Annotated in this window: 23 protein-coding genes; 10 read left to right on the plus strand and 13 right to left on the minus strand. The window is 41.6% G+C overall.

The annotated features are described in order from the left end of the window. Positions 1-29 precede the first annotated feature (29 nt). Positions 30-1,742, plus strand: coding sequence for a phosphoenolpyruvate-protein phosphotransferase PtsI (ptsI, locus tag IPMB12_RS01325; protein ID WP_166914188.1), 1,713 nt, complete (start codon positions 30-32; stop codon positions 1,740-1,742). A gap of 42 nt (positions 1,743-1,784) precedes the next feature. Further along, positions 1,785-2,288 (plus strand): PTS glucose transporter subunit IIA, encoded by a 504-nt coding sequence (gene crr / locus IPMB12_RS01330; protein WP_166914190.1) that lies wholly within the window; start codon positions 1,785-1,787, stop codon positions 2,286-2,288. Between the two features lie 56 nt (positions 2,289-2,344). On the opposite strand, the gene IPMB12_RS01335 is transcribed toward crr, so the two are convergent. From IPMB12_RS01335 to metA, 6 genes are all read right to left on the minus strand, one after another. Further along, positions 2,345-2,593 (minus strand): hypothetical protein, encoded by a 249-nt coding sequence (locus IPMB12_RS01335; RefSeq protein WP_166914192.1) that lies wholly within the window; start codon positions 2,591-2,593, stop codon positions 2,345-2,347. 177 nt (positions 2,594-2,770) lie between these two features. Further along, a complete protein-coding gene (pgi, locus tag IPMB12_RS01340) occupies positions 2,771-4,420 on the minus strand; it encodes a glucose-6-phosphate isomerase (protein WP_166914194.1) in 1,650 nt (549 codons plus the stop codon). Positions 4,421-4,562: 142 nt separating this feature from the next. After that, on the minus strand, positions 4,563-4,916 hold the full coding sequence (gene bolA / locus IPMB12_RS01345; RefSeq protein WP_407704057.1) for a transcriptional regulator BolA: 354 nt from the start codon (positions 4,914-4,916) through the stop codon (positions 4,563-4,565). 117 nt (positions 4,917-5,033) lie between these two features. Then, entirely contained in the window at positions 5,034-5,846 is an 813-nt protein-coding gene (locus tag IPMB12_RS01350; RefSeq protein ID WP_166914196.1) for a hypothetical protein, read from the minus strand. Between the two features lie 9 nt (positions 5,847-5,855). Further along, complete coding sequence (gene metH / locus IPMB12_RS01355) at positions 5,856-9,545, minus strand: methionine synthase (RefSeq protein ID WP_166914198.1); 3,690 nt, start codon at positions 9,543-9,545, stop codon at positions 5,856-5,858. Between the two features lie 181 nt (positions 9,546-9,726). Beyond that, positions 9,727-10,659, minus strand: coding sequence for a homoserine O-acetyltransferase MetA (metA, locus tag IPMB12_RS01360; protein WP_166914200.1), 933 nt, complete (start codon positions 10,657-10,659; stop codon positions 9,727-9,729). A gap of 357 nt (positions 10,660-11,016) precedes the next feature. Here metA and IPMB12_RS01365 point away from each other — a divergent pair, with 357 nt between their 5' ends. Continuing rightward, positions 11,017-11,364, plus strand: coding sequence for a fructose PTS transporter subunit IIB (locus IPMB12_RS01365; protein WP_166914202.1), 348 nt, complete (start codon positions 11,017-11,019; stop codon positions 11,362-11,364). Between the two features lie 620 nt (positions 11,365-11,984). Here IPMB12_RS01365 and IPMB12_RS01370 read toward each other — a convergent pair. Further along, a complete protein-coding gene (locus tag IPMB12_RS01370; RefSeq protein WP_166914204.1) occupies positions 11,985-12,869 on the minus strand; it encodes a helix-turn-helix transcriptional regulator in 885 nt (294 codons plus the stop codon). Positions 12,870-13,042: 173 nt separating this feature from the next. On the opposite strand from IPMB12_RS01370, the gene IPMB12_RS01375 reads away from it, so the two are divergent. Further along, entirely contained in the window at positions 13,043-13,609 is a 567-nt protein-coding gene (locus tag IPMB12_RS01375) for a putative periplasmic lipoprotein (RefSeq protein WP_166914206.1), read from the plus strand. 121 nt (positions 13,610-13,730) lie between these two features. Here IPMB12_RS01375 and ptsP read toward each other — a convergent pair whose 3' ends face one another. After that, positions 13,731-16,232 (minus strand): phosphoenolpyruvate--protein phosphotransferase, encoded by a 2,502-nt coding sequence (gene ptsP, locus IPMB12_RS01380; protein WP_166914208.1) that lies wholly within the window; start codon positions 16,230-16,232, stop codon positions 13,731-13,733. 408 nt (positions 16,233-16,640) lie between these two features. Between ptsP and IPMB12_RS01385 the strand changes: the two genes are divergently transcribed. The 6 genes from IPMB12_RS01385 (at position 16,641) to dhaL (ending at position 23,171) form a co-directional block, all read left to right on the plus strand. Beyond that, the gene (locus tag IPMB12_RS01385; protein WP_166914210.1) at positions 16,641-17,720 is read left to right on the plus strand and encodes a PTS fructose transporter subunit EIIC; all 1,080 of its coding nucleotides are present in this window, start codon (positions 16,641-16,643) and stop codon (positions 17,718-17,720) included. Between the two features lie 42 nt (positions 17,721-17,762). Next, positions 17,763-18,077, plus strand: a complete 315-nt coding sequence (locus IPMB12_RS01390) for a PTS fructose-like transporter subunit IIB (protein ID WP_166914213.1) — start codon at positions 17,763-17,765, stop codon at positions 18,075-18,077. Positions 18,078-18,175: 98 nt separating this feature from the next. Continuing rightward, positions 18,176-20,476 carry a formate C-acetyltransferase gene (locus IPMB12_RS01395; protein WP_166914215.1) on the plus strand — a complete coding sequence of 767 codons (2,301 nt, stop codon included), beginning with the start codon at positions 18,176-18,178 and terminating at the stop codon, positions 20,474-20,476. After that, positions 20,442-21,338 carry a [formate-C-acetyltransferase]-activating enzyme gene (locus IPMB12_RS01400; protein WP_166914217.1) on the plus strand — a complete coding sequence of 299 codons (897 nt, stop codon included), beginning with the start codon at positions 20,442-20,444 and terminating at the stop codon, positions 21,336-21,338. The genes IPMB12_RS01395 and IPMB12_RS01400 overlap by 35 nt, the downstream gene beginning before the upstream one ends. 184 nt (positions 21,339-21,522) lie before the next feature. Further along, positions 21,523-22,530 carry a dihydroxyacetone kinase subunit DhaK gene (locus tag IPMB12_RS01405; RefSeq protein WP_407704063.1) on the plus strand — a complete coding sequence of 336 codons (1,008 nt, stop codon included), beginning with the start codon at positions 21,523-21,525 and terminating at the stop codon, positions 22,528-22,530. A gap of 17 nt (positions 22,531-22,547) precedes the next feature. Next, positions 22,548-23,171, plus strand: a complete 624-nt coding sequence (gene dhaL, locus IPMB12_RS01410; protein ID WP_166917653.1) for a dihydroxyacetone kinase subunit DhaL — start codon at positions 22,548-22,550, stop codon at positions 23,169-23,171. Between the two features lie 255 nt (positions 23,172-23,426). Here the strand turns inward: dhaL and IPMB12_RS01415 are convergent, their stop codons facing one another. From IPMB12_RS01415 to IPMB12_RS01435, 5 genes are all read right to left on the minus strand, one after another. Continuing rightward, positions 23,427-23,645, minus strand: a complete 219-nt coding sequence (locus tag IPMB12_RS01415; RefSeq protein WP_166914221.1) for a YccJ family protein — start codon at positions 23,643-23,645, stop codon at positions 23,427-23,429. Between the two features lie 97 nt (positions 23,646-23,742). Further along, on the minus strand, positions 23,743-24,639 hold the full coding sequence (locus tag IPMB12_RS01420) for a DUF1266 domain-containing protein (RefSeq protein WP_166914223.1): 897 nt from the start codon (positions 24,637-24,639) through the stop codon (positions 23,743-23,745). A 238-nt stretch (positions 24,640-24,877) separates the two neighbouring features. Continuing rightward, positions 24,878-25,144 (minus strand): HPr family phosphocarrier protein, encoded by a 267-nt coding sequence (locus tag IPMB12_RS01425; protein WP_166914226.1) that lies wholly within the window; start codon positions 25,142-25,144, stop codon positions 24,878-24,880. 9 nt (positions 25,145-25,153) lie between these two features. Continuing rightward, the gene (locus IPMB12_RS01430) at positions 25,154-25,792 is read right to left on the minus strand and encodes a dihydroxyacetone kinase subunit L (protein ID WP_166914228.1); all 639 of its coding nucleotides are present in this window, start codon (positions 25,790-25,792) and stop codon (positions 25,154-25,156) included. An 87-nt stretch (positions 25,793-25,879) separates the two neighbouring features. Next, the gene (locus IPMB12_RS01435) at positions 25,880-26,896 is read right to left on the minus strand and encodes a dihydroxyacetone kinase subunit DhaK (RefSeq protein WP_166914230.1); all 1,017 of its coding nucleotides are present in this window, start codon (positions 26,894-26,896) and stop codon (positions 25,880-25,882) included. Positions 26,897-26,934: the final 38 nt, after the last annotated feature.

The following is a 26,934-nucleotide window of genomic DNA, read 5'->3' on the forward strand; positions in this document are numbered from 1 at the left end:
TTTAATTAACTGTTGTGAAAGGAACGATTATGGTTTCAGGTATCCTCGTATCTCCCGGCATTGCTTTTGCTAAAGCAATGTTATTAAAAGAAGAACCCGCTGTACTTAATACAAAACCTATTGCTGATACTAAAGTAACAGCTGAAATAGAACGTTTTAAATCAGCGCAAGAAAAATCAAGCACTCAGCTTCATGCGATCATGAAACGTGCAGAACAAACTCTTGGTGAAGAAAAAGCAGCTATCTTCGAAGGCCACATTATGTTGCTTGAAGATGAAGACCTTGAAGCTGAGATTGTTAATCGCATCAAAACTAAACACGAATCAGCAGATCTAGCTGCACATACCGTGTTTGAAGCGCAAGCGAAAGAGCTTGAAGCACTTGATGATGAATATCTAAAAGAACGTGCGGCTGATATCCGTGATATCGGTAAACGTTTACTTCGCAATATCCTTGGCCTTGAAATTGTTGACTTAAGCTCAATCAGCGAACCATCTATTCTTGTTGCTGTTGACTTAACGCCGTCAGAAACTGCACAACTTAACTTAGATAAAGTGCTTGGTTTTATCACTGATGTGGGTGGCCGTACTTCTCATACATCAATTATGGCTCGTTCTCTTGAGATCCCTGCTATTGTTGGTACTAAGACTGCAACGCAAAAAATTCATCACGGCGATGATCTGATTCTTGATTGTATTAACAACAAGATCTATATCAACCCTGATCACAAAACTGTTGAGAAACTGAAAACAGTTCAACAACAATATCTTGCTGATAAAGATGAATTAGCTAAATTAAAAGATCTACCGGCTATCACTCTTGATGGACATCAGGTAGAAGTCGCAGCTAACATCGGTACTGTACGTGATATCGCTGGTGCAGATCGTAATGGTTATGAAGGTGTTGGTTTATACCGCACTGAGTTCTTATTCATGGATCGTGATGCGTATCCAAACGAAGAAGAACAATTTAAAGCTTATAAAGAAGTGGCTGAAGCAGCGGGTTCATTACCTGTTATCGTACGTACGATGGACATCGGTGGTGACAAAGATGTTCCATACATGAACCTGCCAAAAGAAGAAAACCCATTCCTTGGCTGGCGTGCAATCCGTATCAGTATGGATCGTAAAGATGTATTACATGCCCAGTTACGTGCAATCCTACGCGCCTCTGCGTTTGGTAAGTTACGTATTATGTTCCCTATGATCATTTCTGTTGAAGAGATCAGAACATTAAAATCTGAGATGAATATTCTTAAAGCTCAGCTTAAAGCTGAAAACAAAAAATTTGATGAAAGCATTGAAATCGGTGTGATGATCGAGACTCCGGCTGCAGCAGTAATTGCTGAACATTTAGCTAAAGAAGTCGATTTCTTCAGTATCGGGACCAATGACTTAACCCAGTATACTCTGGCAGTAGACCGTGGTAATGATTTAATTTCTCATCTGTATAACCCACTTTCTCCGTCTGTTTTAACTTTAATTAAGAAAGTTATCGATGCTTCTCATAAAGAAGGTAAATGGACTGGTATGTGTGGTGAGCTTGCAGGTGATGAGCGCGCAACACTCTTATTATTAGGTATGGGACTGGATGAGTTCAGTATGAGTGCAATCTCTATTCCTAAGATTAAGAAGATTATACGTAATACTAATTTCAGTGACGCTAAGAAGCTAGCTGAAGAAGCATTACAAAAAGCAACTGCGAAAGAAATCGTAACTTTACTTGATAAATTTACGGCTTAATTGTTTGCATTGTAAATTTGTATTGCTTAACCAGGAGTAACTATGGGCTTATTCGATAAGTTAAAGCAGTTTGTCTCTGATGACGAATCTGCAGGGATTGAGGTGTTCTCACCTCTTACAGGCGAAATAGTCAAGATTGAAGATGTACCTGACGTTGTGTTTGCAGAAAAAATCGTTGGTGATGGCGTAGCTATCAAACCAACAGGCAGTCAAATTGTCGCTCCTATGAGCGGCAAGATTGGCAAGATTTTTGAAACTAATCACGCGTTTGCTATTGAGTCTGATGAAGGTATTGAGCTATTTGTTCACTTTGGTATTGATACTGTGGAATTAAAAGGCGAAGGTTTTAAACGTATCGCTGAAGAAGGCCAGCAAGTAAAAGCCGGTGATACAATTATCGAAATCGACCTGCCGTTTTTAGAAAGTAGAGCAAAATCTGTGTTAACTCCTGTGGTCATTTCCAACATGGATAGCATTACTGATTTAGTAAAACTATCTGGTGAAGCGGAAGCAGGTAAGACTGTGATTATGCGAGTGAAGAAATAATTACTAACACAATCAAAACTTATTAACGAGAAGGGCTGATATCAAATCAGCCCTTTTTATTTTTGTCTAATATGTATTGTTTCATCAGGCTTTTTGCCAGAGCGAGGATATATCAATTTGGCAACAAATCCCATTACGATACCAAATACAATATTTATAACACCAAGCATAGCAAAAATACCACTTATATTAATGTCTCCATGACCTCCGCCAGATGAGAAGCTGCCATCAGACAAAAAAGATAATCCGGAGATAATAAGTACAAGAGCAATTAAACCCAAAATAATAGAGAAAAAGACTCTCATAGAAAAATTCCTTCTACTTTATATGTAATACTTTGAGCGGATAATAGCTTACTGTATCATTTTTAAAGTGATTTTTCTTAATATTAAAATGGCAAAAGAATAAAATTGATGGTTAATGAGAAAGTTGCGCCGCAGATGCGGCGCAGTTAAAGAGCGACATAATCACCCTAAAAAATATTAACGCCAGGCTTTATAAAGATTAATTAACGCGTTAGTTGAACTATCGTGTGAAGAAACTGCTTTATCACCATCCAGCTCAGGTAAAATACGACCCGCTAATTGTTTACCAAGTTCTACACCCCATTGGTCAAAACTAAAGATATTTAGAATCACGCCCTGCGTGAAGATCTTATGTTCATAAATCGCAATTAACGCACCTAAACTATAAGGCGTGATTTCACGTAGTAAAATGGAGTTAGTTGGGCGGTTACCTTCAAACACTTTAAATGGTACCGTAAATTTCACGTCATCCAGTTTTTTGCCGGCAGCAACAAACTCTTTCTCAACTTCTTCTTTAGTTTTACCAAACGCTAATGCTTCCGTCTGAGCAAAGAAGTTAGACAATAACTTAGGATGATGGTCACCTAGTGGGTTATGGCTAATTGCCGGGGCAATAAAGTCCGCCGGAATCAGTTTAGTCCCCTGGTGAATTAATTGATAGAACGCATGTTGACCATTTGTACCGGGCTCACCCCAGATGATTGGACCTGTTTCGTAATCCACTTTATTACCGTTACGATCAACATATTTACCATTTGATTCCATATTCCCTTGTTGGAAATAAGCAGCAAAACGGTGCATATACTGGTCATACGGTAGAATTGCTTCAGTTTCAGAACCGTAGAAGTTGTTATACCAAAGACCAATTAACGCTAAAATGACTGGGATATTCTTCTCTGGTGCAGTTTCAGCGAAGTGTTTATCAATCGCATGAGCACCCGCTAAGAGTTGTTCAAAGTTATCGTAACCAATAGACAGAGCAATAGATAAACCAATTGCTGACCATGATGAGTAACGACCACCAACCCAGTCCCAGAACTCAAACATATTTGCTGTATCAATACCAAATGCTGAGACTTCTTTCGCATTAGTTGATAACGCCACAAAGTGTTTAGCCACAGCTGCATCTTGTTTAGCTGCTTTGAGTAACCAGTCACGTGCACTCATCGCATTGGTCATGGTTTCTTGCGTTGTAAACGTTTTTGATGCCACTAAAAACAGAGTGGTCGCTGGATCAAGTTTTTTCAGAGTCTCTACCATCTGTGTGCCATCAACATTGGACACAAAATGCATATTTAAATGATTTTTATATGGACGAAGCGCTTCAGTGATCATATATGGACCTAAATCTGAACCACCAATACCGATATTCACAACATCAGTAATTGCTTTACCGGTATAGCCCTTCCACTCACCACTAATTACACGCTGACTGAATGACTTCATTTTAGCCAGCACTGCATTCACGTCTTCCATCACATTTTTACCGTCAACAGTAATTGGTGTGTTAGACAAGTTACGTAATGCAATATGCAGCACAGCACGGTCTTCAGTACGGTTAATCTTTTTACCACTATACATCGCTTTAATAGCGCCAGTCAGATCACACTCTTTCGCTAATGCTTGTAGTTTAGTTAGAGTTTCTGCTGTGATACGGTTTTTTGAGAAATCAACAAAGATTTGATCATCAAATGTTAGGGCAAACTTCTCTGCACGTTTAGGGTCGGCAGCAAATAGCTCTTTGATAGTGACATTTTTAGTCTGTTCAAAATGAGATTGTAACGCTTTCCAGGCTGCTGTTTGGGTTGGGTTAACACTTTTTAACATCGTACTGACTCCTTCCTTTTTAAGTAATCTGACCATGATATAACGATTGAATAAAGACGCAACTATAGAAACACAAAATATAAGCTATCATTCCAATTCGTTTATAATAACAAATACCTGATTATGTGTTTAAGTAATACAACTACTTACCCCCGCCACGACAGGCTGGCGAATCAGGCGCTTTGCCTTGAGCCTGCTGCCACTCGGCACGGGTATAAAGATGTAATGCCAGCGCATGAACAGTTGATGCCAGCTCTTCTGCCAGCGCGTCATACACTAAGCGGTGACGCTGCACTAAACGTTTACCATCAAAATCATCACTCACCATAATCACTTTAAAATGAGTTTCTGACCCGGCCGGCACGTTGTGATTACCGCTTTCATTCATAATATCTAAATAAACAGGGAAAAAATGACTGTTCAGTTTATGGGTAATGCGTTGCTTCATGATCGTACTGGCCATTGATTTTTCCTGATAATGTTCAAAGTTTATCATTATAGGCAACATCTGACGCCTATCATAGTGACATCTGTCTATCACTATGATACCTGTACTTTAACTCAATAAACGCATGCTGAACTGAGTATAACCTGACTAAATAACTGAATTTGATTACCAGTATTCAATTTTTCTTTGATAAGTCATTGATTCACCATCAGTATGTTCAACCTTTTGTGTCCAGTTACCATACTCATCATAGGCAGTATACTTAATCACGGTCTCTTCTGGTAATGGTGTTTCTGAAGCTAAATAAAATACTGAGGACTGATTAAATGACGTTAACCGATGTTCAGCACTATATCCAAAACGATTTTGAATCTGTGATACATAACCATATTCGCCATAAACAATATTCTCAAATGAAGAGGATGCCAACTGACCTTGCTGATTAAACCGGAAAGAGAGCTCATAAGTTTCATCAGCCATATCAGTACCGGAACCAAGTGTCAGTACCTGGCCAGTATCATCTTTTACCCATGATTTCTCTTCCAGGAAAGACGCCGGCTGACCATTTTCTGCCTCTTCTATAATCACTTTACCATCAATAATTTTTACTGTGCGATGATAAGGGGGAACACCTGATATTTTCTGCTCGGATCGCCATTGATTAAGTTCAGGCTGAGTAACCTCAACCCTGATTGACATATATTCAGGAGAACCGGGTGAATAGCTAAATCGCCCGGAATATTTCGATAACAACCCCTGCTCATTATATTCTGCTCGTTCTTCTCCCGTGCTTTTATCGCTTGCCTGAGTAATGGATACAATGACTCTTTTCACTGGATGCTCTGGCATAAAGACGTGCGTATCACTATTATCGATCACAAAATTGATCTGCGCGGGTGTCAATTCAGAGGCATAAGTGAGACTAAACAAACCACTTAATATCACTATCATCAACATAAAACGAGTTAGTGTTTTCATAGATATCTCTTACTCTTCCGGATCATAATCAAGATTTGGTGCCAGCCAGCGCTCAACTTCACTCACTGTCATACCTTTACGATTTGCATAATCAACGATTTGGTCTTTTTGGATTTTACCCACGGCAAAATATTTACTGTCCGGGTGACTAAAATACCAGCCAGAAACAGACGCCCCCGGCCACATTGCATAAGAAGTGGTTAGCTTCATACCAATACGACGCTCAACATCAAGCAAGTCCCAAATCGCTTGTTTTTCCGTATGTTCAGGGCACGCCGCATAACCCGGAGCAGGGCGAATACCCTGATAGTTCTCACGAATTCGCTCATCATTAGACAGATTCTCATCTGGCGCATAACCCCAAATTTCTTTACGGACTTTTTCATGCAGATATTCAGCAAAGGCTTCTGCTAAACGATCGGAGACCGCAGTGACCATGATCTTATTATAATCATCACCTTTATCATTGTAGGCTGCCGCCAGATCATGTTCTTCCAGCCCGCCAGTGACTGCAAAAGCCCCCATATAATCATTTTGTTCTGCGACAAAATCGGCTAAACAGTAATTACTAAATTGCTCTTTTTCAGTTTGTTGACGCAGATGGTGCGTGACCAGTAACTGTTCCTGACGAGCCTCATCACGATACAAAATTACATCATCACCCACACGTTTAGCCGGGAACAGTCCCATAATACCTTTTGGTTTAAGTGCTTTGTTGAGACTTAATTCATCAAGCATGGCATTCGCTTCATTAAAGATTTTTTGCGCTTCTTCGCCTACTTCAGCGTGCTGTAAAATGGTCGGGTACTTACCATGTAGTCCCCACGTCATAAAGAAAGGTGTCCAGTCGATATAGTGGCGCAACATGGCAATATCTGCCTGCACTTCCTGCACGCCTAACTGATTTGGCTTTGGCGGCTGATAATCACCGGCAATCTGCCACGCATTAGCACGCGCTTGTGCTAAGGTAACGGCTGGTGTGCGTGATTTCTTACGCCCGTGCTGCTCACGCACGGTTTGATATTCTGCCCGCAGGCGTGTCACATAATCATCTCTTTGGGTATCAGAAAGCAGTGCAGAACACACAGCAACGTTACGTGAGGCATTTTGCACATAAACCACTGGACCACTGTAATTTGGCTCAATTTTCACTGCGGTATGCGCTTTAGACGTGGTTGCTCCACCAATCAATAGTGGTAATTTAAAACCTTGTCGTTCCATCTCTTTAGCAACATGCACCATTTCATCCAGCGACGGTGTGATCAGTCCTGACAAACCGATGATGTCAACATTATGCTCTTTTGCCGTACTAAGGATCTTTTCACAAGGCACCATCACACCCAGATCGATGACTTCATAGTTATTACACTGCATCACAACGGCCACAATATTTTTACCAATATCATGCACATCGCCTTTGACTGTGGCAATCAGCACTTTACCGGCCGCTTTACCTTGCTGTTTGCTGGCCTGAATATAAGGCTCTAAATAAGCCACAGCTTGCTTCATAACCCGTGCTGATTTTACCACTTGTGGCAGGAACATCTTCCCTTCAGAAAACAGATCTCCTACCGTATTCATACCGGCCATAAGCGGGCCTTCAATCACTTCCAGTGGCTTTTCTGCTTTTTGACGCGCTTCTTCTGTATCCAGCTCAATAAACTCGGTAATACCTTTCACCAGCGCATATTCAAGTCTTTTTTCAACCGTATAACTACGCCATTCTGCCTGCTGTTTATCGCCTTCCTGTTCCGTTTTAGTACCTCGATACTTTTCAGCAATCGCCAGCAGATTTTCTGTTCCTTCCGGGTGTTTATTTAAGATAACATCTTCAACGGCAGTTTTAAGCTCCGCGGGCAAGTCATCATAGATAGCCAGCTGACCGGCATTGACAATACCCATATCCATACCATTATGAATGGCATGATATAAAAATACCGCATGGATCGCCTCACGCACCGGTTCATTACCACGGAACGAGAAGGAGACGTTAGATACACCACCAGAGATCATGGCATAAGGCAACTCACGCTTAATATCAGCACACGCTTCAATAAAATCGACCGCGTAGTTGTTGTGCTCTTCGATCCCGGTGGCTACCGCAAAAATATTTGGGTCAAAAATGATATCTTCTGGTGGAAAACCCACTTCCTGCGTCAAAATCTGATAAGCACGACGACAGATCTCGATTTTACGTGCACGGGTATCAGCTTGCCCCTGTTCATCAAACGCCATCACGACAACCGCAGCACCGTAGCGACGCACCAGTTTTGCCTGTTGAATAAACTTATCAACACCTTCTTTCATCGAGATAGAGTTAACAATACCCTTACCCTGAATGCATTGTAGCCCTTTTTCGATCACTTCCCACTTGGAAGAGTCGATCATAATTGGAACTTTAGCAATATCGGGCTCACCAGCGATTAAGTTCAGATAACGAACCATGGCAGCTTCAGCATCAAGCATGCCCTCATCCATATTGATATCGATAATCTGTGCACCGTTTTCTACCTGCTCACGAGCCACATCAAGTGCTTCGTTATACTTTTCTTCTTTAATCAGACGTTTAAAGCGGGCAGAACCGGTCACGTTAGCGCGCTCACCCACGTTCACAAACAGATGGCCTTTACTGATATTAAAAGGCTCAAGTCCTGATAAACGGCAGACTTTTTCAAGTACCGGCGCTTGTCTTGGAGCTATGCCATCAACCGCTTTCGCAATCGCCGCAATATGTTCTGGTGTGGTACCACAGCAGCCACCTACAATATTTAAGAAGCCAGCACGCGCCCACTCAGCAATTTGTGTTGCCATCTCTTTGGCTTCCAGATCATAGCCACCAAACGCATTAGGTAAACCGGCATTAGGGTGCACAGAAATCGCAAATTCAGAAATACGTGACAACTCCGCCACGTACTGACGCAGCTCATCTGGACCCAGCGCACAGTTCAAACCAAAAGAGAGCGGCTGAACGTGACGTAACGAGTTATAAAATGCTTCAGTTGTCTGGCCTGAAAGCGTACGGCCAGATGCATCCGTAATCGTACCTGAAATCATAATTGGTAAAGTGACACCCAGCTCATCAAAGACACTTTCCACCGCAAACAGCGCCGCTTTGGCGTTAAGAGTATCAAAGATGGTTTCCACCATAATGATATCCACACCGCCAGCAATAAGTGCTTTAGTTGCTTCCTGATAGGCGCTCACCAGTTGATTAAAATTGACATTACGTTTTGCCGGATCGTTCACATCAGGCGAGATTGATGCAGTACGGTTAGTCGGCCCTAAAATACCTGCCACATAACGGGGTTTGTCAGGTGTTTTAGCTGTCCATTCATCCGCACAAGCCCGGGCAATTTGGGCGCCGGCATAGTTAATCTCGTGTACCAGTGACTGCATCTCATAGTCAGCCATGGCAATGCTTGTAGCATTAAAGGTATTGGTTTCAACAATATCAGCGCCGGCAGCAAAATAAGCATCATGCACATCTTTAATCAGCAGCGGTTGCGTCAGTACCAGTAAATCATTATTGCCTTTAACATCGCAAGACCAGTCAGCAAAGCGCTCACCGCGGTAATCCTGCTCCTGCAATTTATAGCGCTGGATCATCGTACCCATGGCACCATCAAGAATCAGAATTCGTTGTTTTAGCTGTGATTTTAATTGTTCTACACACTTAAGCTGGGCTTGATATTTTGACACAATAATTCCTTTGCAAATAATCTATCCTCATCATATGGAAAAACAGATCAACTGCCAATGAATTATTTAGAGCAATATGAGGATACTTAAAATTAAGAGATAAAAAATTTCTTCAATAAAATCAAAGTATTATAAATTAACGTTTTATTTATAACCCCTTGATTTTATTAGATTTAAATAACTACTCGTCGATAGTTAAATTACGAGTGGTTAAATCGTATGGTGTTAACTGGTACACGTAATAGTTGAGCCAGTTACTAAACAGTAAATAGGCATGACTGCGCCAGGTCGCACTTGGTGCTTGCTCCGGATCGTTATTTGGAAAGTAGTTTTCCGGAATATCCGGATCAAGGCCGGCTTTAAGATCCCGAATATATTCGCTGCCCAGAGTAAATGAGTCATATTCAGGGTGACCTGTAACAAATGCCATACGTTTATCAGGAGTTGCCATTAAATAAGCACCTGCTTCATCAGACTCTGCCAGAATCAGTAAATCAGTCTTTTCCCGAATTACATCACACGGGAAGTGCGCATAACGGGAATGAGGCGCAAGGAATGTATCGTCAAAACCACGGGTTAAGATCGCGCGCGGGTTGGTAATTTTATGAGAATAAACACCAGAAATTTTACTGTCACGCGTAAGCTTTGGTACACCATATAAAATATTCAGTGCCGCCTGAACCGCCCAGCAGACAAACAAGGTTGATGTTACGTGGTCTTTAGCCCACAAAATAATTTTTTGTAACTCTTCCCAGTAAACCACATCCGAAAATTGCACCTTACCAAGCGGGGCGCCAGTGATAATCAACCCATCAAAGTTTTGATCGCGGATATCTTCAAAATCACAGTAGAAACTATTGAGATGCTCAACTGGTGTATTTTTTGACTCACGCTGATCGATACGCAATAGCTGCACATCAACCTGCAATGGGGAGTTAGATAGCAGACGTAAAAACTGGTTTTCAGTTTCTATTTTTTTTGGCATGAGATTAAGAAAGAGTACTTTTAACGGCCGGATTTCCTGACGGCTGGCACGACTTGATGTCATGATAAATACATTCTCTTCACGCAGCACATCAACAGCAGGTAAAGCATCAGGAATACGAATTGGCATAACAACCTCTCAATCTCATCTTTATTATTTATTTTATACGGATATACGTTTAAACGTTTGGACGTCCAGAAATCTAAATATAACGACTTTTTAATATCTTGTCGAGCAGATTGTTTTGCTAATCAGTTTTTTATTTTTATTCAATATATTAGCGTTATCATATAAGTAGTGACAGATAAGCGATATGGCTGTCACTCACCACACTATTCATCAGCAATATATCCCCTCATTTTTTCTATCTGACTGTATAAATAGAGAATAATAGCTAATATCTAGCCTATATATGCTTTATTCCCTTGCATCTGTAGGGGTTCTAATAAATAATATGTTCCACATCCAGCAACAGGTAGAAGCAATATGGGAAAACTGAATGTTTTAGCAATCACAGCTTGTATTAGCGGCGTTGCACATACCTATATGGCCGCCGAGCGTCTGGAAAAATTAGCCAGTCAGGAAAACTGGCAAATTAAAGTTGAAACTCAAGGTGCTCTGGGGATTGAAAATCCATTCACGGATGAGGAAATCAAAGCCGCTGATGTGGTAATCATCATCAGTAATACCAATGTGAAAAAGCAAGAACGCTACGAAGGCTGTCGCCGTTTAAAAATGGATATCAGTCAGTTCTTAATTCGTCCGGAAGCGATCACCACTAATCTTAAAAAAGTACTCAATGCCCCCAAAGGGACTTGTCTGCAGGTTGTTTAATATTTAAGAAGTTATATCTTACTTAGGGCTTTTCACCAGTAAGGCTTACTTAATACATGGAGCTTATGATGCTATTAGCAAGGCGAGTGTATGAGGGGTATGTTCCGGTTGCGTATTTTTTGTATAGTGCCTGTTATTAGCATGGGGTTTAGGGCGGACTGCGCCGCCTGGCGCAATGTTTTTTGGTGATGTTGCCAGTTTAGTGGGCTTGATGGCCTACCGCACCCCATAGGCACCCGCTCGAAGACTCGCTAAGACCTATGAGGTACGCTCTCCATCAATTCAGGCAACATCATAACTATCAGATTTAAACAATAAAGACATGAACTTAATTGTTAAAATTTAATAAAATCATATAATTTAAAAACCAATTTACCTATATTCTAAGAAGTATTTTAAGGATCGAAAATTTCAGAGATGTAGAATTGACGGAGACCATATTGTAGGGGTCTTAGCGAGTCCTCGAGCGGGCGCCCCTGCTGTATGGTAGGCCGTCAAACCCACAGGATTTATCATTCCACCCTAAAATATTGCGCATGAGCGGCGCACGCCGCTCCAAACCAACTGCTAATAACAGGGCACAGATAACATTATCTATTCTGATTTTATATCCAACTTAATTAAGACTTCATCACCAGCTTACTGTGATACTGATTACGATATTCTGATGGCGAACGATCCGTTCTCTTACGAAATACCCGGCAGAAATAGTTACTATCATTAAATCCGCAGGCATGAGCAACTTCTTTAATATTCAAATCATAATTTTTTAACAACGTTTTAGCGTGTTCAAGACGTACCTGATTTAAATACTCATTCAGGCCCGTTTCGCCCTCTTTATGAAACAGATGAGAAAGGTAGTTAGGCGAGATATAGAACGTTTTGGCTAAAAACTCACGGGTGATCTCTTCCCGAAAATGAATATCAATGTAGTGGCGAATGGCTTCAAACAGACTGGTCGTGTGGGATGACGTCTCAATGTTTGTATTTAATAAATCCAGCGTATGACTGAGCAAACTCAGAATCAGTAACGGTGCAGTAGTATCTTTCTGGTAATCAGTCTTAGGCTGCTGAGGGTTGCCCCACGACAATTCATCAATCGCCTGCAAAATAAATGCCCCTACGCGTGGGCCTCGCCTTGGTGTATTGATCTGTTCAAGCACAGTAAATTGTTCACCGTCCCAGGATAATAAACTTAAGCCTAGTTGCTGTTTACCAAACAAAATACTGAGTGTCGTTGCAGGCTTTGACCATTGTGGTTGATTCCAGCTACCGCCGGGAATATATAATAAATTATTCCGGCTTAAACACTGTTGCTTACTGCTGGTTTTGTTCTCCGCCCAGCACATTTCCACCTCACCCTCGATGATAATTTCTAAACGTGGGAAATCAACCTGATAAGCCAGTGCCGGCGGGGAAATATTACCACTGGCTAAATAGAGATTAGTCACTTTCCTCTGCTGAGAGATAAACGCACTGATAATATCTGCAATAGAGTTTGTCATGCTAATAGTCCTGTTAATATTCAACGTTGTTAGCCATAAAATAATATTGATTATTCTATAGTATCAAGAATCAGCCAAAATAGTTAATTTACCCGAAAGCACATAAAATGATTCTTCTCTACACTCAACTAATCCTTTATAATGCCAAAGCATTTTATTACGAGGGATAATTTATGAAACGACTTTTTGCTCTCTTTTTCTTCGCGCTTATGCTAACGGGTTGTGCGACGCCAAAAGGGGATCGCATGGATACTAATGTTACATTCTATAATTATAACAGCTACAGTAAGGGCTATTATAAAGAAAAAACCTTTTTACTCTATTTTGAAAACAACGGTAAGCCTTATTTAAGTTATCAGGCTGAATCATCTGCCTCTGATAGCTGGTTCAAGTTAAGTGTTAATCAAGAACAGGCAGCAACCATCATTTCCATTATCGATAAATATTTTGAGTGGGAAGCTATCGCAGCTCGTGATAAAGATATGATTAATATAGAAATCACATCAGGCCTTGCACTACAAGACTGGGACTATAAGTTTTCTTTCTCAGTGATTTCACATACCCCTGAAAGTCATGTCCTCAAAATGGATCAATGTGGAACACAATTCTTCGCTCAGGTTTGTCAATATACTCACCCAATAATGTATGTTGGTACGTACGACGCCAAGATTCTTAAACAAGAATTACAAAAATTTATTGCCGGTAAGTTCCAGGCGGTTAACTATAATAAATATAATTAATAATAACTGATTATCAGAAATGCCCAGTTACTGGGCATTTTTAGTTATAACTCTGTTTAACTACAGCTATTTTTAACTATCAAAATAAATACAATACATTGATTTTATTTAATATTTTATATTATAACTCCAGCTCAGTTTTAAGTAGCTGTTCTATCTGTTCCTGACTGGTCGCATTAATCAAAGCCTGACGGAACTCTTCATGCATAATACGACGTGCCAGTTTAGAGAAGATACGCATATGCTGATCGCCTGCTGCGTGTTTATTTAGCGTTAACATAATCACAAACTGTACTTGTTCTTCGCCCCACAGAATTGGCTTCTCAAGTCTTGCCACACTAATCGTCGATTGTTCAATATGCTCTGATTTAGTATGTGGAATCGCAAATCCAAAGCCAAGCGCGGTCGAAAAGACATCTTCACGATTCCAGATATCACCCGCCAGCTGACGCGGATAACGGCAACGACCTGCCGCCAGTAAATTATCTGTCATGCCTTTGATGACTTCTTCTTTACTTTGCCAATCCGGATTAATCGCAATACACGTTGGTGTAATCAGCGGTACATCGCCCTGAACTAAACGGAACTGGGCAAGTAAATGCTCAACCTCCAGAGATGTTCGACACTGCATCGCCCTGTCAAGCAAGGCACGACAATCCAGACTATTAAGCTTAGCTAAACGGGTTTTTGTTGCAGGAATATTTGGTGAGCTCATACTGATCTCATCCAGTCCCAAACCAACCAGCAGCGGAAGTACTGAGCCTTTAGCGCCCAGTTCACCACACAGACCGACCCATTTATTGTGACGATGAACCTCTTTCACAATATAGTCTAAGCCACGTAAAAAGGCAGGATTTAAGCTGTTATAATGCTTAGTCACTTTGGCATTATCACGATCAACCGCCAGTAAATACTGGGTCAAATCGTTACTGCCGATACTGAAGAAATCAATCTCCTGACAGCATTGGTCAATAATAAACATCACTGATGGGACTTCCAGCATAATCCCCAGCTGAATTTTTTCATCAAATGGAATTTGTTTATTACGTAAATCCTGCTTAATCTCAGCCAGCTCTTCTTTCACCCACAGGATCTCTTCCATGGATGAGATCATCGGGATCATAATTTTTAATGCACCATGGGCTGAAGCTCGCAAAATGGCTCGTAACTGAGTTCTGAATAACGTGAGATATTCGCGGTAAATTCGCACCGCCCGGTAACCAAGGAATGGATTATTCTCTGCCGGAATATTTAAATAATCGACCGGCTTATCGCCACCAATATCAAAGGTTCGAATAATAATCGCTTTACCTTTAGCCGCTTCAAGTGCCTGACAAAAAGTATTATACAACTCGTCCTCTTTTGGTGCCTGATGTCTGTCCATATACAGCATTTCAGTACGAAATAGGCCGACTGATTCTGCGCCACTGGTAAAAGCAGGTTTTGCCTCAATGGAGTGGGCAATATTGGCGGCAATTTCAATACGTACGCCATCAGCAGTCGCACCCGGAATATGCAAATACGCTTTTTGTTGTTCAACAAGGCGAGCATGCAGGCAAGACTCCTGTTCATAGTAGCGGGATACTTCACACGTCAAATCATAAGCAACTAAGCCCAAATCGCCATCAACCTGAACCTGTTGCTGCACATGAGGTAACATGGTCTGCATATTCACACCAACCAGAGTTGGAATATTAAATGAGCGGGCTAAGATGACAGTATGAGATGTGCTGCCGCCATGGCTGAGCAGTAACCCTTTCAGGAAGCGTTTATCCAGCTCTAAAAACTGGCTTGGTGTCAGCTCCTCCGCTAGACAAATGGTCGGCTCAGACAGCGCTTGCTGAGACGGAAAACGCTTTTCACCATACACATGTTGCAGCAACTGGAAACAAACATCACGAATATCCAGCTCACGCTCTTTTAAGTATTCACTACCAGACTGAGCCAGTTGATCGCTAAAATATTTAGCAGTAGCAACAATCGCTTCGCCACTATTTTTACCGGTTTGTAATTCTGATTGTAGTTCGTCCCAAAATGCCGGATCACTGATGATAGCCTGATGGGCTTCTAAGATCTCAGTAGATGTTTCTGACACATAACTGAGTTGAGCTGCCAGCGCTTTTTGAAACTGCTTTAACGCCGTTTTTAAAATTGTCGTCTCTTTTTCAAGTGATTCTGCAGGCGGAAAGTCCCCGACCTGATTTAAATCAATACGGGAGATCAGTTGCAATTTACCACTCGCCACGCCACCACATACTGCTTTTGCACGAATATACTGAGGATTGAGGTTAGACAAAGAACGAGGCAGTGGCTCTTCCTGCTCATCAGAGCCCGTTGGCAGCGCGTCATCACAATGAGGAAACTCTTTTTCAATAAAGACTTTCAGACGCTCAAAAGCGACATGCTCATCCTGACCATCAATAATTAAACAGCAGGTATCATCTTTTAACGTACTGGTACCAATTAACGACAAAACACTTTTAGCGTCTGCTTTAATATCCGTGCGCTGATTATAAAGTTCAATACTTGCAGTAAAACTCTTACACACTTTCTCAATATGACTAGCCGGACGAGCATGGATACCATTAGGTAACACACAGATAAATTCAATTTTTTTGGACATTACCAGGTTCCTCTTACCTATACTTATGATTCAAATTCATGATGACTTTTATGCAGAATTGCACTTCATCGGCAAATTCAAGTAGCCATTGTTAGTATTAAGAATAAATACCTCACCTACTGAAAACTATATTAAAAAACTATTAATCACTGGATAAATGTAATATTTGAAATAATTTGTGATCACTGTCACAGCAGAGTGATCTTGATGATTAGATACAACAAAGATTTGAGCTAGATCTCATTTTTTAATCAAGAATACAAAAATCCAGTAAATAGCAAAATTGTCTACTGTGGTTATGAGAAAAGTTTCCATACTATGATTATGGATATTCATCTGAATGGATTGAAATTTAATACAAAAAGAATTTTAGTCGTAACAATGGTTTGGATTAATAAGGACGACAATGTGAATGATTTAATTAATATTCTAAAAAACACTCGTCAGCACTTAATGACCGGTGTATCACACATGATTCCGTTTGTAGTTTCCGGCGGTATTTTACTGGCTGTTTCGGTGATGTTATTTGGTGAGGGTGGTGTTCCGGATCCGGTTAATGATCCCTTTTTAAGTAATCTATTTACTATTGGTGTCGCTGGTTTAACTCTGATGGTACCATTCTTAGCCGCTTATATTGGCTACTCTATTTCTGAACGTGCAGCGCTCGCTCCTTGTGCTATTGGTGCATGGGTTGGCGCGTCATTTGGCGCAGGATTTTTTGGTGCTATTATCGCCGGTTTAGTCGGTGGTATTGTGGTTTTCTACTTAAAGAAAATCAGAGTACCTGCCGTACTGCGTTCTGTGATGCCAATCTTTATCATTCCAATCATTGGTACCTTTATCACAGCAGGTATCATGATGTGGGGGCTGGGCGAGCCAATTGGCTTCTTAACGTCATCACTGACCGACTGGCTTCGTGGCATGCAACAAGGCAGCATTATTGTACTGGCGATTATTATGGGCTGTATGATCGCCTTTGACCTTGGCGGACCGGTGAATAAAGTTGCTTATGCCTTTATGCTTATTTGTGTAGGCGAAGGCATCTATACCATTGTCGCTATCGCGGCTGTCAGTATTGCTATCCCATCATTTGGTACTGGTTTTGCTACCTTACTGAATAAAAAACTTTTTACACCAGATGAAAGAGAAACCGGTAAAGCCGCAATTGTGATGGGCTGCGTAGGTGTCACTGAAGGTGCGATTCCATTTGCAGCCGCTGACCCGTTACGTGTTATCCCATCAACCATGCTTGGTGCTGCTTGTGGGGCTGTAGTTGCTGCAGTATTTGGTGCAGAGTGCTATGCCGGCTGGGGTGGACTGATTGTTCTGCCTGTTGTCACAGGTAAACTTGGCTACGTGGCGGCGATTCTGGTTGGTTCAGCTGTGACTGCCGTTTCTATCGTGTTATTAAAACAATTTACCCGCTCAAAGAAATCTGAAAAACAGGCAGATGAGCAGGAAGTTGAAATCGAATTTGATTTGGGTTAACAACTTGTAACCCAAAAGATTGCATTATTTAGGAGAACGATTATGATTAATATTATAGCAGTAACCGCGTGCCCATCAGGTGTAGCACATACTTATATGGCAGCAGAGTCTCTTGAGCGCGCAGCAAAGGAAAAAGGCTGGAACTGTAAAGTAGAAACACAAGGCTCAATTGGGATTGAAAATGAGCTAAGTGCTGATGATGTCTCTAAGGCGCATTTTGTTATTTTAACTAAAGATATTGGTATTAAAAACGAAGAACGCTTTAAAGGTAAACCGATTGCCAAAATCGCAATTAGTGATGCAGTAAAAAAAGCAGATGTTATTTTAAGTAAAATTGAAGAACACTTAAATAAGTAAACGACAAGAAATAAGCTGCAAAATAAAAATGTTATCAGCAACAGATTCGTTGCTGATAACCAATAAAAGACCTTTTAGAACTACTTAGGGAGAATAAAATGACCCTTCCTCGTATCGAACGCTTAAAAGCACAATTATTTGAAAAAACTCGCGAAATCTCACTAGAGCGAGCGCTTCTCTATACTGAAAATCATAAACAAACAGAGGGCGAACCAACGATTATCCGCCGGGCAAAAGCAACGGCTCATATTATGGATCATGTCGCCATTTCTATCCGTGATGATGAACTAATCGCGGGTAACAGAACGATAAAACCACGTGCTGGTATTATCTCACCCGAGATGGATCCTTACTGGCTGTTAAAAGAGTTAGATGATTTTTCAACTCGTCCACAAGATCGCTTTAATATCTCTGAAGAAGATAAACAGTGTTATCGTAACGTGTTATACCCGTACTGGGAAAAGCGTTCGATGAAAGACTTTATCAACAGTCAAATGTCAGATGCTGTGCGTCAGGCGGAAAGTACCCGTATTTTTAGCGTCAATCAGACCGATAAGGGGCAAGGACATATCATTATTGATTATCCTCGTTTGCTGGATAATGGTCTGGATAAACTCATTGCAGAGCTTTCTGAGCATTGTCAGAAGAAACCTGATAATCACTTCTATCAGGCGGCACTACTGCTGCTTAATGCCTCTCAGCGTCATATTATGCGTTACGTGGAGCTGGCTAAATCAATGGCAGCAACGTGTCAGGATGCTAAAAGAAAAGCTGAATACCTACGTATTGCTGAAGTTTCTACTAATATTGCACATAATAAGCCGGCTGACTTCTATGAAGCGTGCCAATTATTCTGGTACATGAATATTATTCTGCAATATGAATCAAACGCCAGTTCTATTTCACTGGGTCGTTTTGATCAGTATATGCTGCCATTCTATCGCGCTTCTTTAGCACAAGGAGAGTCACCAGAGTTCTTACAAGAACTGCTTACCTCTTTGTGGGTGAAATGTAACGATATCGTTTTACTGCGTTCTACTTCAAGCGCCCGTTATTTTGCCGGCTTCCCATCTGGTTATACCATTTTACTTGGTGGTCTATCTGAGATCGGTCGCAGCGCAGTAAATGAGCTTTCTATGCTATGTCTGGATGCTTATCATGATGTCTGTTTACCACAGCCTAACTTAGGTGTACGTGTGAACGAATTTATCGATCGTCCATTCCTGCTTAAAACAGCAGAAACCATCCGTATGGGAACGGGTATTCCGCAAATCTTTAATGATGAAGTGGTAGTCCCTGCATTCTTAAATCGTCAGGTTTCACTGGAAGACGCTCGTGACTACTCGGTGGTTGGTTGTGTAGAGTTATCTATTCCGGGGCGTACTTACGGTCTGCATGATATTGCGATGTTCAACCTGCTTAAAGTGATGGAAATTACGTTATATGAAAACGAAAATAATCCAGATGTCACTTATGAAAGCCTGTTTGAACAAATTAAAGGCAATATTAGCTACTACGTTAAATTGATGGTTGAAGGCAGTAATATCTGTGATATTGGCCATCGTGACTGGGCACCGGTACCGTTACTTTCTTCTTTCGTGCTGGATTGTATCGATAAAGGTCAGGATATTACTGAAGGCGGTGCACGTTATAACTTCTCCGGCGTTCAGGGTATTGGTATTGCTAACTTAAGCGACTCGTTATATGCCTTAAAAGGTCTGGTATTTGATGAAAAACGTATCACCTTTAAACACCTGCTTGAAGTGCTGCGTAGCAACTTTACCACACCTGACAGTACTGAAATCCGTGCTCGTTTAATCAACCGCTTTAGTAAATACGGTAACGATATTGATGAAGTGGATATGATTAGTGCTGAACTCCTGCGCTACTACAGCAAAGAAGTCGAAAAATATAAAAATCCGCGTGGTGGTTACTTCACACCAGGTTCTTATACTGTATCTGCTCACGTACCACTGGGAGCAGTCGTTGGCGCAACTCCGGACGGGCGTTTTGCCGGCGAACAACTCGCTGATGGTGGCTTATCACCAATGCTTGGACAAGATGCGCATGGCCCAACAGCAGTACTTAAATCTGTCAGTAAACTGGATAACTACCTGCTGTCTAACGGTACACTGCTAAACGTGAAATTCACGCCAAGTACGCTGGAAGGTGAAGGTGGTTTAAATAAACTGGCAGACTTCTTACGTGCCTTTACTAAGTTGAAGCTACAACACGTTCAGTTTAACGTGGTGAATGCAGAAACACTGAAAGAAGCACAACAACGTCCGCAAGACTATGCTGGACTTGTGGTGCGTGTTGCCGGGTATAGTGCCTTCTTTGTGGAGCTATCCAAGGAGATTCAGGATGACATCATCCGCCGTACAGCGCACCAATTATAATACGATATACCTTGATCAGTCGGATGCTCTTGCGGCTGATCAAGCCCGTATTTTTAATATTCAGCGCTATTCGCTCAATGATGGCTTTGGCATACGGACAGTCATTTTCTTTAAAGGCTGTCCCCATTACTGTCCGTGGTGTGCGAATCCGGAATCTATTTCCCGTAAAATTCAGGTTGTAAAGCGTAAATCGAAGTGTCTGCACTGTGCCACTTGTTTAAACGATGCTGATGAGTGCCCAAGCGGTGCCATGGAACGGATTGGTTATGATATTTCACTAGAAAATCTGATTAAAGAAATTCTTAAAGATGATATCTTTTTCCGCTCTTCCGGTGGTGGTGTAACACTATCTGGTGGTGAAGTATTACTGCAAGCTAAATTTGCCAGTCAACTCTTGGAACGCCTGAAAAAATTGGGTATTAACACTGCCATTGAAACTGCAGGTGATATCCGTTTTGAAGACTTTTTGTCAGTGGCAAAATACTGTGATGAAGTGCTGTTTGATTTTAAAATTATGGACGAAGAGCAGGCCAAACAGGTATCTAACATTCACCTGTCACGCGTGCTGGATAACTTTGCCCGTCTGTATGAGCAAAATATTCCGTTAACGCCACGTATTCCGCTTATTCCAGGTTATACCCTTGATCAGCAAAATATCGAGCGTGTTATCGCGTTTTTAAAGCAATTTCCAAACATCAAAGAGATTCATTTACTGCCATTCCATCAGTTTGGTGAACCTAAATATGATCTGATTAAAAGACCATATACTATGGGTGAAATCAAAGCGCCAGAAGATGAAGAAGTACAACGCATTAAAGCTTATGTTGAACAACAAGGCTACACGGTTATGGTTGGCGGTTAATTTATTAGCTGTCAGCTATTTTTCACCTCTCTAAACCAACACGGTTTTATTCACATCCCACTGATGAGCAATTGCAAGGATACTTTTTGGTATCAATTGTCATAGTTCAATACCTCACTTTTTAATAGAATCTTTAGTAGATTTTATGCTATCTCGGCATCCTATTAATTATCAGTGGGGAAATATAATGCTCAAACCTAAAAAGATTTTAAATAATCCCAACCACGTCAGACAAGAGTTACTCGATGGCTTAGTTTATGCCTACCAAGGAGAGCTCACACCCATTAAAGAGTTCTGTTCAGCATACCGTAAAAGCATCGCCAGTGATCAGGTGATTATCGTCAGCGGTGGTGGTAGTGGCCACGAGCCTACATTTGCAGGCTTTATCGGTAAAGGTGGTATCGACGCTTGTGCACTAGGTGAAGTCTTTACCTCACCATCACCCGATCAAATTATTGAAGTAACTAAAGCAGCCCATAAAGGCAAAGGCGTGTTATTCCTGTATGGTAACTACTCAGGTGATAGTATGAACTTTGATATCGCGGCAGAGATTCTGGCTGAAGAAGGTATTGAAACTAAAACTGTCCGCACGACAGATGACATCGCTTCTGCACCACTGGACAGAATGTCTGACCGCCGTGGTGTTGGCGGTATTATGTTTGTCTATAAGCTCACAGGTGCTGCTGCTCAGTTTAAGCATTACGATCTGGATAAACTACAGGCAGTTGCAAAGAAAGCCAACTTTAATACCCGTACTATTGGTGTTGCACTGTCAGGTAGTGCGCTACCACAATCGAGCACATTTAACTTTGAACTGGCTGATGATGAAATTGAGATCGGGATTGGTATTCATGGTGAAGCCGGCCTGCGTCGTCAAAAACTCACTACAACTGACGAAGTCGTCAAAGAGATGATTGATAAGCTGTGTGCTGATTTACCGTTCAACCGTGGCGATAAAGTCTGTGTCGCCATTAATGACCTTGGTTCACTCAGTTATACCGAACTGCTTATTGTCAGTCGTAAAGTAGGTATGGAACTGGCTGAGCGCGGCATCACCACTTACGACATTGCGATTGGCCACTTCTGTACCTCTTTAGAAATGTCAGGCTTTTCTATTAGCTTCTTAAAACTCGATGATGAGCTGCAAGCTCTGTATGACCTGCCGTGTGAAACATTTGGATGGAGAAAGTAGTCATGAATAAAACAACCATGAATTTGGCTCAAATTCGTCAAATGATGATCTATACCTCAGAGAAGATGATTGAAAGTGAACCAACCCTTACTGCACTGGATCAAGTCATTGGTGATGGCGACCACGGGATTGGTATGCAACGTGGTTTTGCTGCTACTCTGGCTCTGCTTAATGATGACAAATTCCAGCCAACAGATATTGGTGATTTCTTTACCCAGATTGGCACTAAGCTAATGACCAGTATGGGCGGGGCGTCTGGCGCTATCTTTGGCACCTTCTTCCGTGCCGGCGGTAAAAGCCTGAATGGCCAGACAGAATTTAACAGTAAAAACCTATCTACTTTGCTGAATGAAGGCTGGGATGCAGTACACAAACGCGGCAATGCTAAACCGGGTGATAAAACCATGGTTGATGCCTTAGCTGCCGCTGCCGAAAAAGCCAGAGCGGTAGAATCAGAACCACTGGAAAAAGCCTTACCTGTTATTGCCGACGCTGCCATGGTGGGAGCTGAGAATACTAAAACTATGATCGCGGTATTTGGACGAGCAAAGAACTTAGGTGAACGAGCCATTGGCCACGTCGACCCGGGTTCGGTATCGATGGCATATATTTTAAAATATATGGGGCAGGCAATCGCTTAAGCTGTTTTACGTTAATTTGCAGGCATAAATTGTTATGCCTGCAAATCTCTGAGTATATCAGCTAACAGCAGATATTAATCTGAGCGCACAATTAAAATAATCACCAATACTTAGCCATCAGTTAAGGTTCAGTCACTATTTAAGTTATCGCTTAAACTCATATAAAACTTACCCAAAACCCCGAATGTAGCCTTAAATTCAGACTCCTGTTCAGGATTTTAGGGAAATAATAAGATTTTGATTTTATTGAATAAATTAAGAGGCGCAACCACGAGAGGCGATCTCTTTGCCCCATGACAGCTCATCTTTATCCGTACGGGAGAAAGCTATCTCCAGTACACGGTCATCACCATGTTCCCAGATTTGTTGTGCCAGTTGTTCGTCATCACCAGCCAGCTCGAAAATCGCTTCAGCAATTTCAACTGATGTTTCTCTTTTTACAGCCCAGTCTTTGATATGTAATTTTTTGTCCATGATTCCCTCCGATTTTACTGGTACAAGCCACATTGCTCATACCAGCCTTGACAAATTTAGCCCTGATCTTTCCTGATCCTTGGTTGTTGAAACAAGTTTAGTGGCGTACACCTAAATAAGTATCCCATGGCAACTGTGTCCACGGACTTTCCGGATGAGTTAATAAAACCTGCATCTCATCCCGCCACTCAGCATAATCTTTACCACCGTTCCATAAGAAACGGCCAAAAATATAACCAATACCTAACTCCGCCCAGGAGTTATAGGATTTTTGAATTTTTTCTGCTGCCTGATTAATTCTTTCCATCGCTTCTTCCGGCTGCAGGTAACCCGCATCAATACCGTAGCGGCACAGATTAATCATACGCCCAAAATCCCAAATCATCATATTTGGCGCGGATGAATCCGCAGTAAACAGACCATCCTGAGTAAATTGCTCTTTAGCATCACGCATATGACGCAGACGTTCAATCTCGGTCTCTTCATCCATATCGCCACTTACATTTTGACGGATATACTTTTTCGCTTCTGCCATATCGTACAGGCTATATAACTGCAAAATAAACTCAAAGTCATTACGATGGCCTTCTGCTTCCAGCCAGTTTAAGGTTTTTAATAACTCTTCACGGCTATCCACATCCCACCAGCTGGAGAACAGATGACGGGTACTTTGTTTATCAAGACCAGAAGCTAAAATATTTAACGGCTGACCATTACGATAAGCCAGATTAGCACCACAAGCCACGCCCCATTGTTCTGCCAGAGTCAGGTCGGTTTCTTGCTGCTCATAGAATTCATCATCTTCTTCATCGTCATCATCAAGTAGACCACCAAAGAATTCATTAAACTGATTCATATTTTGGTTGAACTCAGTCATCGCTTCCGTCATACCCAGAGTCTGAGCTAATTGTTGGCGGTAAACTTCCACCACGTCTTCTGTATAGCCCATCGCTCGCAGTTGATTTAAATATGCTTCAATTTGTTCTTCAGTCATTTATTATTCTCTTATTGAAGGGGATGTATGAGTTAACTATACCATACAAAGAAACCAGATATATATGATTTATAGGCAAATAATCATCAGAAAAGTAACATCAGAGCGGGATAGAAACGACAGACAGCCACAGACTACAAGCCGATATAAAGCAATAAAGCATAAAGCATAAAGCATAAAGACCATTGTGCTATAAATACTATATCCATGAGAATGATAGCTATAATAAAACTACGCTTTATTCTTCACCAAAACCATCAGCAAATAACGCTTCAAGTTGATCAGAAAGTGGTTTCTCATCCGGACCACGACAAATTAACTTTAGCTCAGCGCCGCCCGGAATGATGAAGCTCATCAGCTGCATAATCTTTTTAGCATCGATCGTCTGTCCTTTAAAGACAAGTTCCGCCGATGCCTGATATTGACCGGCAATTCTGACGATCATACCGGCTGGTTTGGCATGAATACCGTTATGATTTCTAACGATCAATGTCTTTTCAATCATACCGCTTTCCTATTTACAGGCCTCAGCAAATTTTGCATAACCTTCAAGCAGTAGCTGAGCTACATAAGCACCTGGATCAATCAGTGAGCGAGAATTCTCACCCCGGGTGGCAGCTCTGCCGTGTACAGCAATTAATGTCGTGGTATGCTCCACACCAGCCTGAGCAGCTTTGAGCGCTTCTTTAGCAGAATCTGTCCAGTTATTGTTTTTAGCAACGTCTGCTTTAAGCTGTTCAACAGCTGGATAAAGACCGTCTAAAAATGTTTTCTCACCCACCTGTGCCTTACCGCGCGCCTGCACACCATCAAAATAGGCCGCAAACAGAGTGGCGAAATCAGTCTCTTTCATGGAGTCCTGACCTTTAAATGCTTTACCAATTTGCATCAGACCTGACGCCATCAAAGTGCCCATTGTCGATGGCACAGCTGTCGACATACGCTTACCGGCAGCATAAAAGAATTTACCAATATCTGTTTCACTACTATTTTTGATCTCATCATATGCAGCCGTAAAACCATCACTCATGGTAAGACCGAGATCACCATCACCCACAATACTGTCCATATCGATAAGCTTATCTTTCTGGCCAGTCATAATCTCTGCCCAGTTAGCCAGTAATGGTTTTAAGTCAGAAGTTGTAAACTGCATTTCTGTCTCCTTATCTGTCAGTAACGTGTTGAAAACAAATCAATTTAAAAAAATATATTTATTAATCAAATGGTTAAATATAACTATTTACAGCTGAAACTGTTTAAAAAATGGGGTTTCTGCCTGTGCTTTAACTAAGCGTTTTAATTCATCATCCAGCTTCAATAAACTAATAGACAGACCTGCCATCTCCATCGCGGTCGCATACTCACCCACATAAACTCGGGCAATACTGATATTTTCTGCCTGCAAGATTTGATGCACACGACGGAACACCACGTATTGCTCTTCCAGCGGTGTGCCACCTAAACCATTAATGAGCACAGCCACCTCATCACCTGATTTATACGGTAGATCGTTAATAATTTGTGGCAGGATTTCATCCACAATCTCATCCGCCGGTAATAATTTACCGCGACGAATACCGGTTTCACCGTGAATGCCCATACCAATTTCCATCTCATCATCACCGATAGAAAAGCCCGGCTTGCCCACACGCGGTACAATACAAGGGGACAGCCCCACACCCATGGTTCTGACGTTATCACATGCTTTAAGCGCAACGCGTTTAACCTCATCCAGACTCATCATCTCCGCCGCTGCAGCGCCGGCACACTTATACACAAAGAAGATACCCGCCACACCGCGACGGGTATTCTTTTCACCACGATTAGCTGGTCCTGCTGAGGCAACATCATCGCCAGCTACCACAGATTCAACACGAATTTCTGCTTCAAAATCAGCCATTTCAGCAGCCATATCAAAGTTAAAGATATCGCCGTTATAATTACCATAGATATATAAAACACCGGCGCCAGAATCGATCTCTTTGGTAATTTCAAACATCTGCTCGGCACTGGGTGACTGGAATACATCACCAATTGCACAACCATCCAGCATCCCTTTGCCCACGTAGCCTAAAAATAGTGGTAAGTGACCAGAACCACCGCCAGTTGAAATACCGACTTTACCGGGCACTTTATGTTTAGAAACTAAACAGTGCAGATCGTTATTGGCATAGGTTAATTGGTCAGGGTGGGCAGCATAAATTCCCTCTAACATTTCAGCGATAAAGTTTTCCGGTTTATTGATAATTTTCTTCATGTCAGCCTCTCAGACAGATGGTTGTGCAATATTTTCAG

The organism is Zophobihabitans entericus (assembly GCF_011745665.1).
GTDB classification, from domain to species: Bacteria; Pseudomonadota; Gammaproteobacteria; order Enterobacterales; family Orbaceae; genus Zophobihabitans; species Zophobihabitans entericus.

Bases quoted from the DNA above. Each gene is read 5' to 3' on its own strand.
- IPMB12_RS01430 (WP_166914228.1), bottom strand. From the start codon at position 25,792: ATGCAGTTTACAACTTCTGACTTAAAACCATTACTGGCTAACTGGGCA.
- IPMB12_RS01390 (WP_166914213.1), top strand. From the start codon at position 17,763: ATGATTAATATTATAGCAGTAACCGCGTGCCCATCAGGTGTAGCACAT.
- IPMB12_RS01415 (WP_166914221.1), bottom strand. From the start codon at position 23,645: ATGGACAAAAAATTACATATCAAAGACTGGGCTGTAAAAAGAGAAACA.
- IPMB12_RS01435 (WP_166914230.1), bottom strand. From the start codon at position 26,896: ATGAAGAAAATTATCAATAAACCGGAAAACTTTATCGCTGAAATGTTA.
- IPMB12_RS01400 (WP_166914217.1), top strand. From the start codon at position 20,442: ATGACATCATCCGCCGTACAGCGCACCAATTATAATACGATATACCTT.
- metA (WP_166914200.1), bottom strand. From the start codon at position 10,659: ATGCCAATTCGTATTCCTGATGCTTTACCTGCTGTTGATGTGCTGCGT.
- IPMB12_RS01395 (WP_166914215.1), top strand. From the start codon at position 18,176: ATGACCCTTCCTCGTATCGAACGCTTAAAAGCACAATTATTTGAAAAA.
- dhaL (WP_166917653.1), top strand. From the start codon at position 22,548: ATGAATTTGGCTCAAATTCGTCAAATGATGATCTATACCTCAGAGAAG.
- IPMB12_RS01375 (WP_166914206.1), top strand. From the start codon at position 13,043: ATGAAACGACTTTTTGCTCTCTTTTTCTTCGCGCTTATGCTAACGGGT.
- IPMB12_RS01350 (WP_166914196.1), bottom strand. From the start codon at position 5,846: ATGAAAACACTAACTCGTTTTATGTTGATGATAGTGATATTAAGTGGT.
- IPMB12_RS01420 (WP_166914223.1), bottom strand. From the start codon at position 24,639: ATGACTGAAGAACAAATTGAAGCATATTTAAATCAACTGCGAGCGATG.
- crr (WP_166914190.1), top strand. From the start codon at position 1,785: ATGGGCTTATTCGATAAGTTAAAGCAGTTTGTCTCTGATGACGAATCT.
- ptsI (WP_166914188.1), top strand. From the start codon at position 30: ATGGTTTCAGGTATCCTCGTATCTCCCGGCATTGCTTTTGCTAAAGCA.
- IPMB12_RS01425 (WP_166914226.1), bottom strand. From the start codon at position 25,144: ATGATTGAAAAGACATTGATCGTTAGAAATCATAACGGTATTCATGCC.
- ptsP (WP_166914208.1), bottom strand. From the start codon at position 16,232: ATGTCCAAAAAAATTGAATTTATCTGTGTGTTACCTAATGGTATCCAT.
- IPMB12_RS01365 (WP_166914202.1), top strand. From the start codon at position 11,017: ATGGGAAAACTGAATGTTTTAGCAATCACAGCTTGTATTAGCGGCGTT.
- IPMB12_RS01370 (WP_166914204.1), bottom strand. From the start codon at position 12,869: ATGACAAACTCTATTGCAGATATTATCAGTGCGTTTATCTCTCAGCAG.
- pgi (WP_166914194.1), bottom strand. From the start codon at position 4,420: ATGTTAAAAAGTGTTAACCCAACCCAAACAGCAGCCTGGAAAGCGTTA.
- bolA (WP_407704057.1), bottom strand. From the start codon at position 4,916: ATGATAAACTTTGAACATTATCAGGAAAAATCAATGGCCAGTACGATC.
- IPMB12_RS01335 (WP_166914192.1), bottom strand. From the start codon at position 2,593: ATGAGAGTCTTTTTCTCTATTATTTTGGGTTTAATTGCTCTTGTACTT.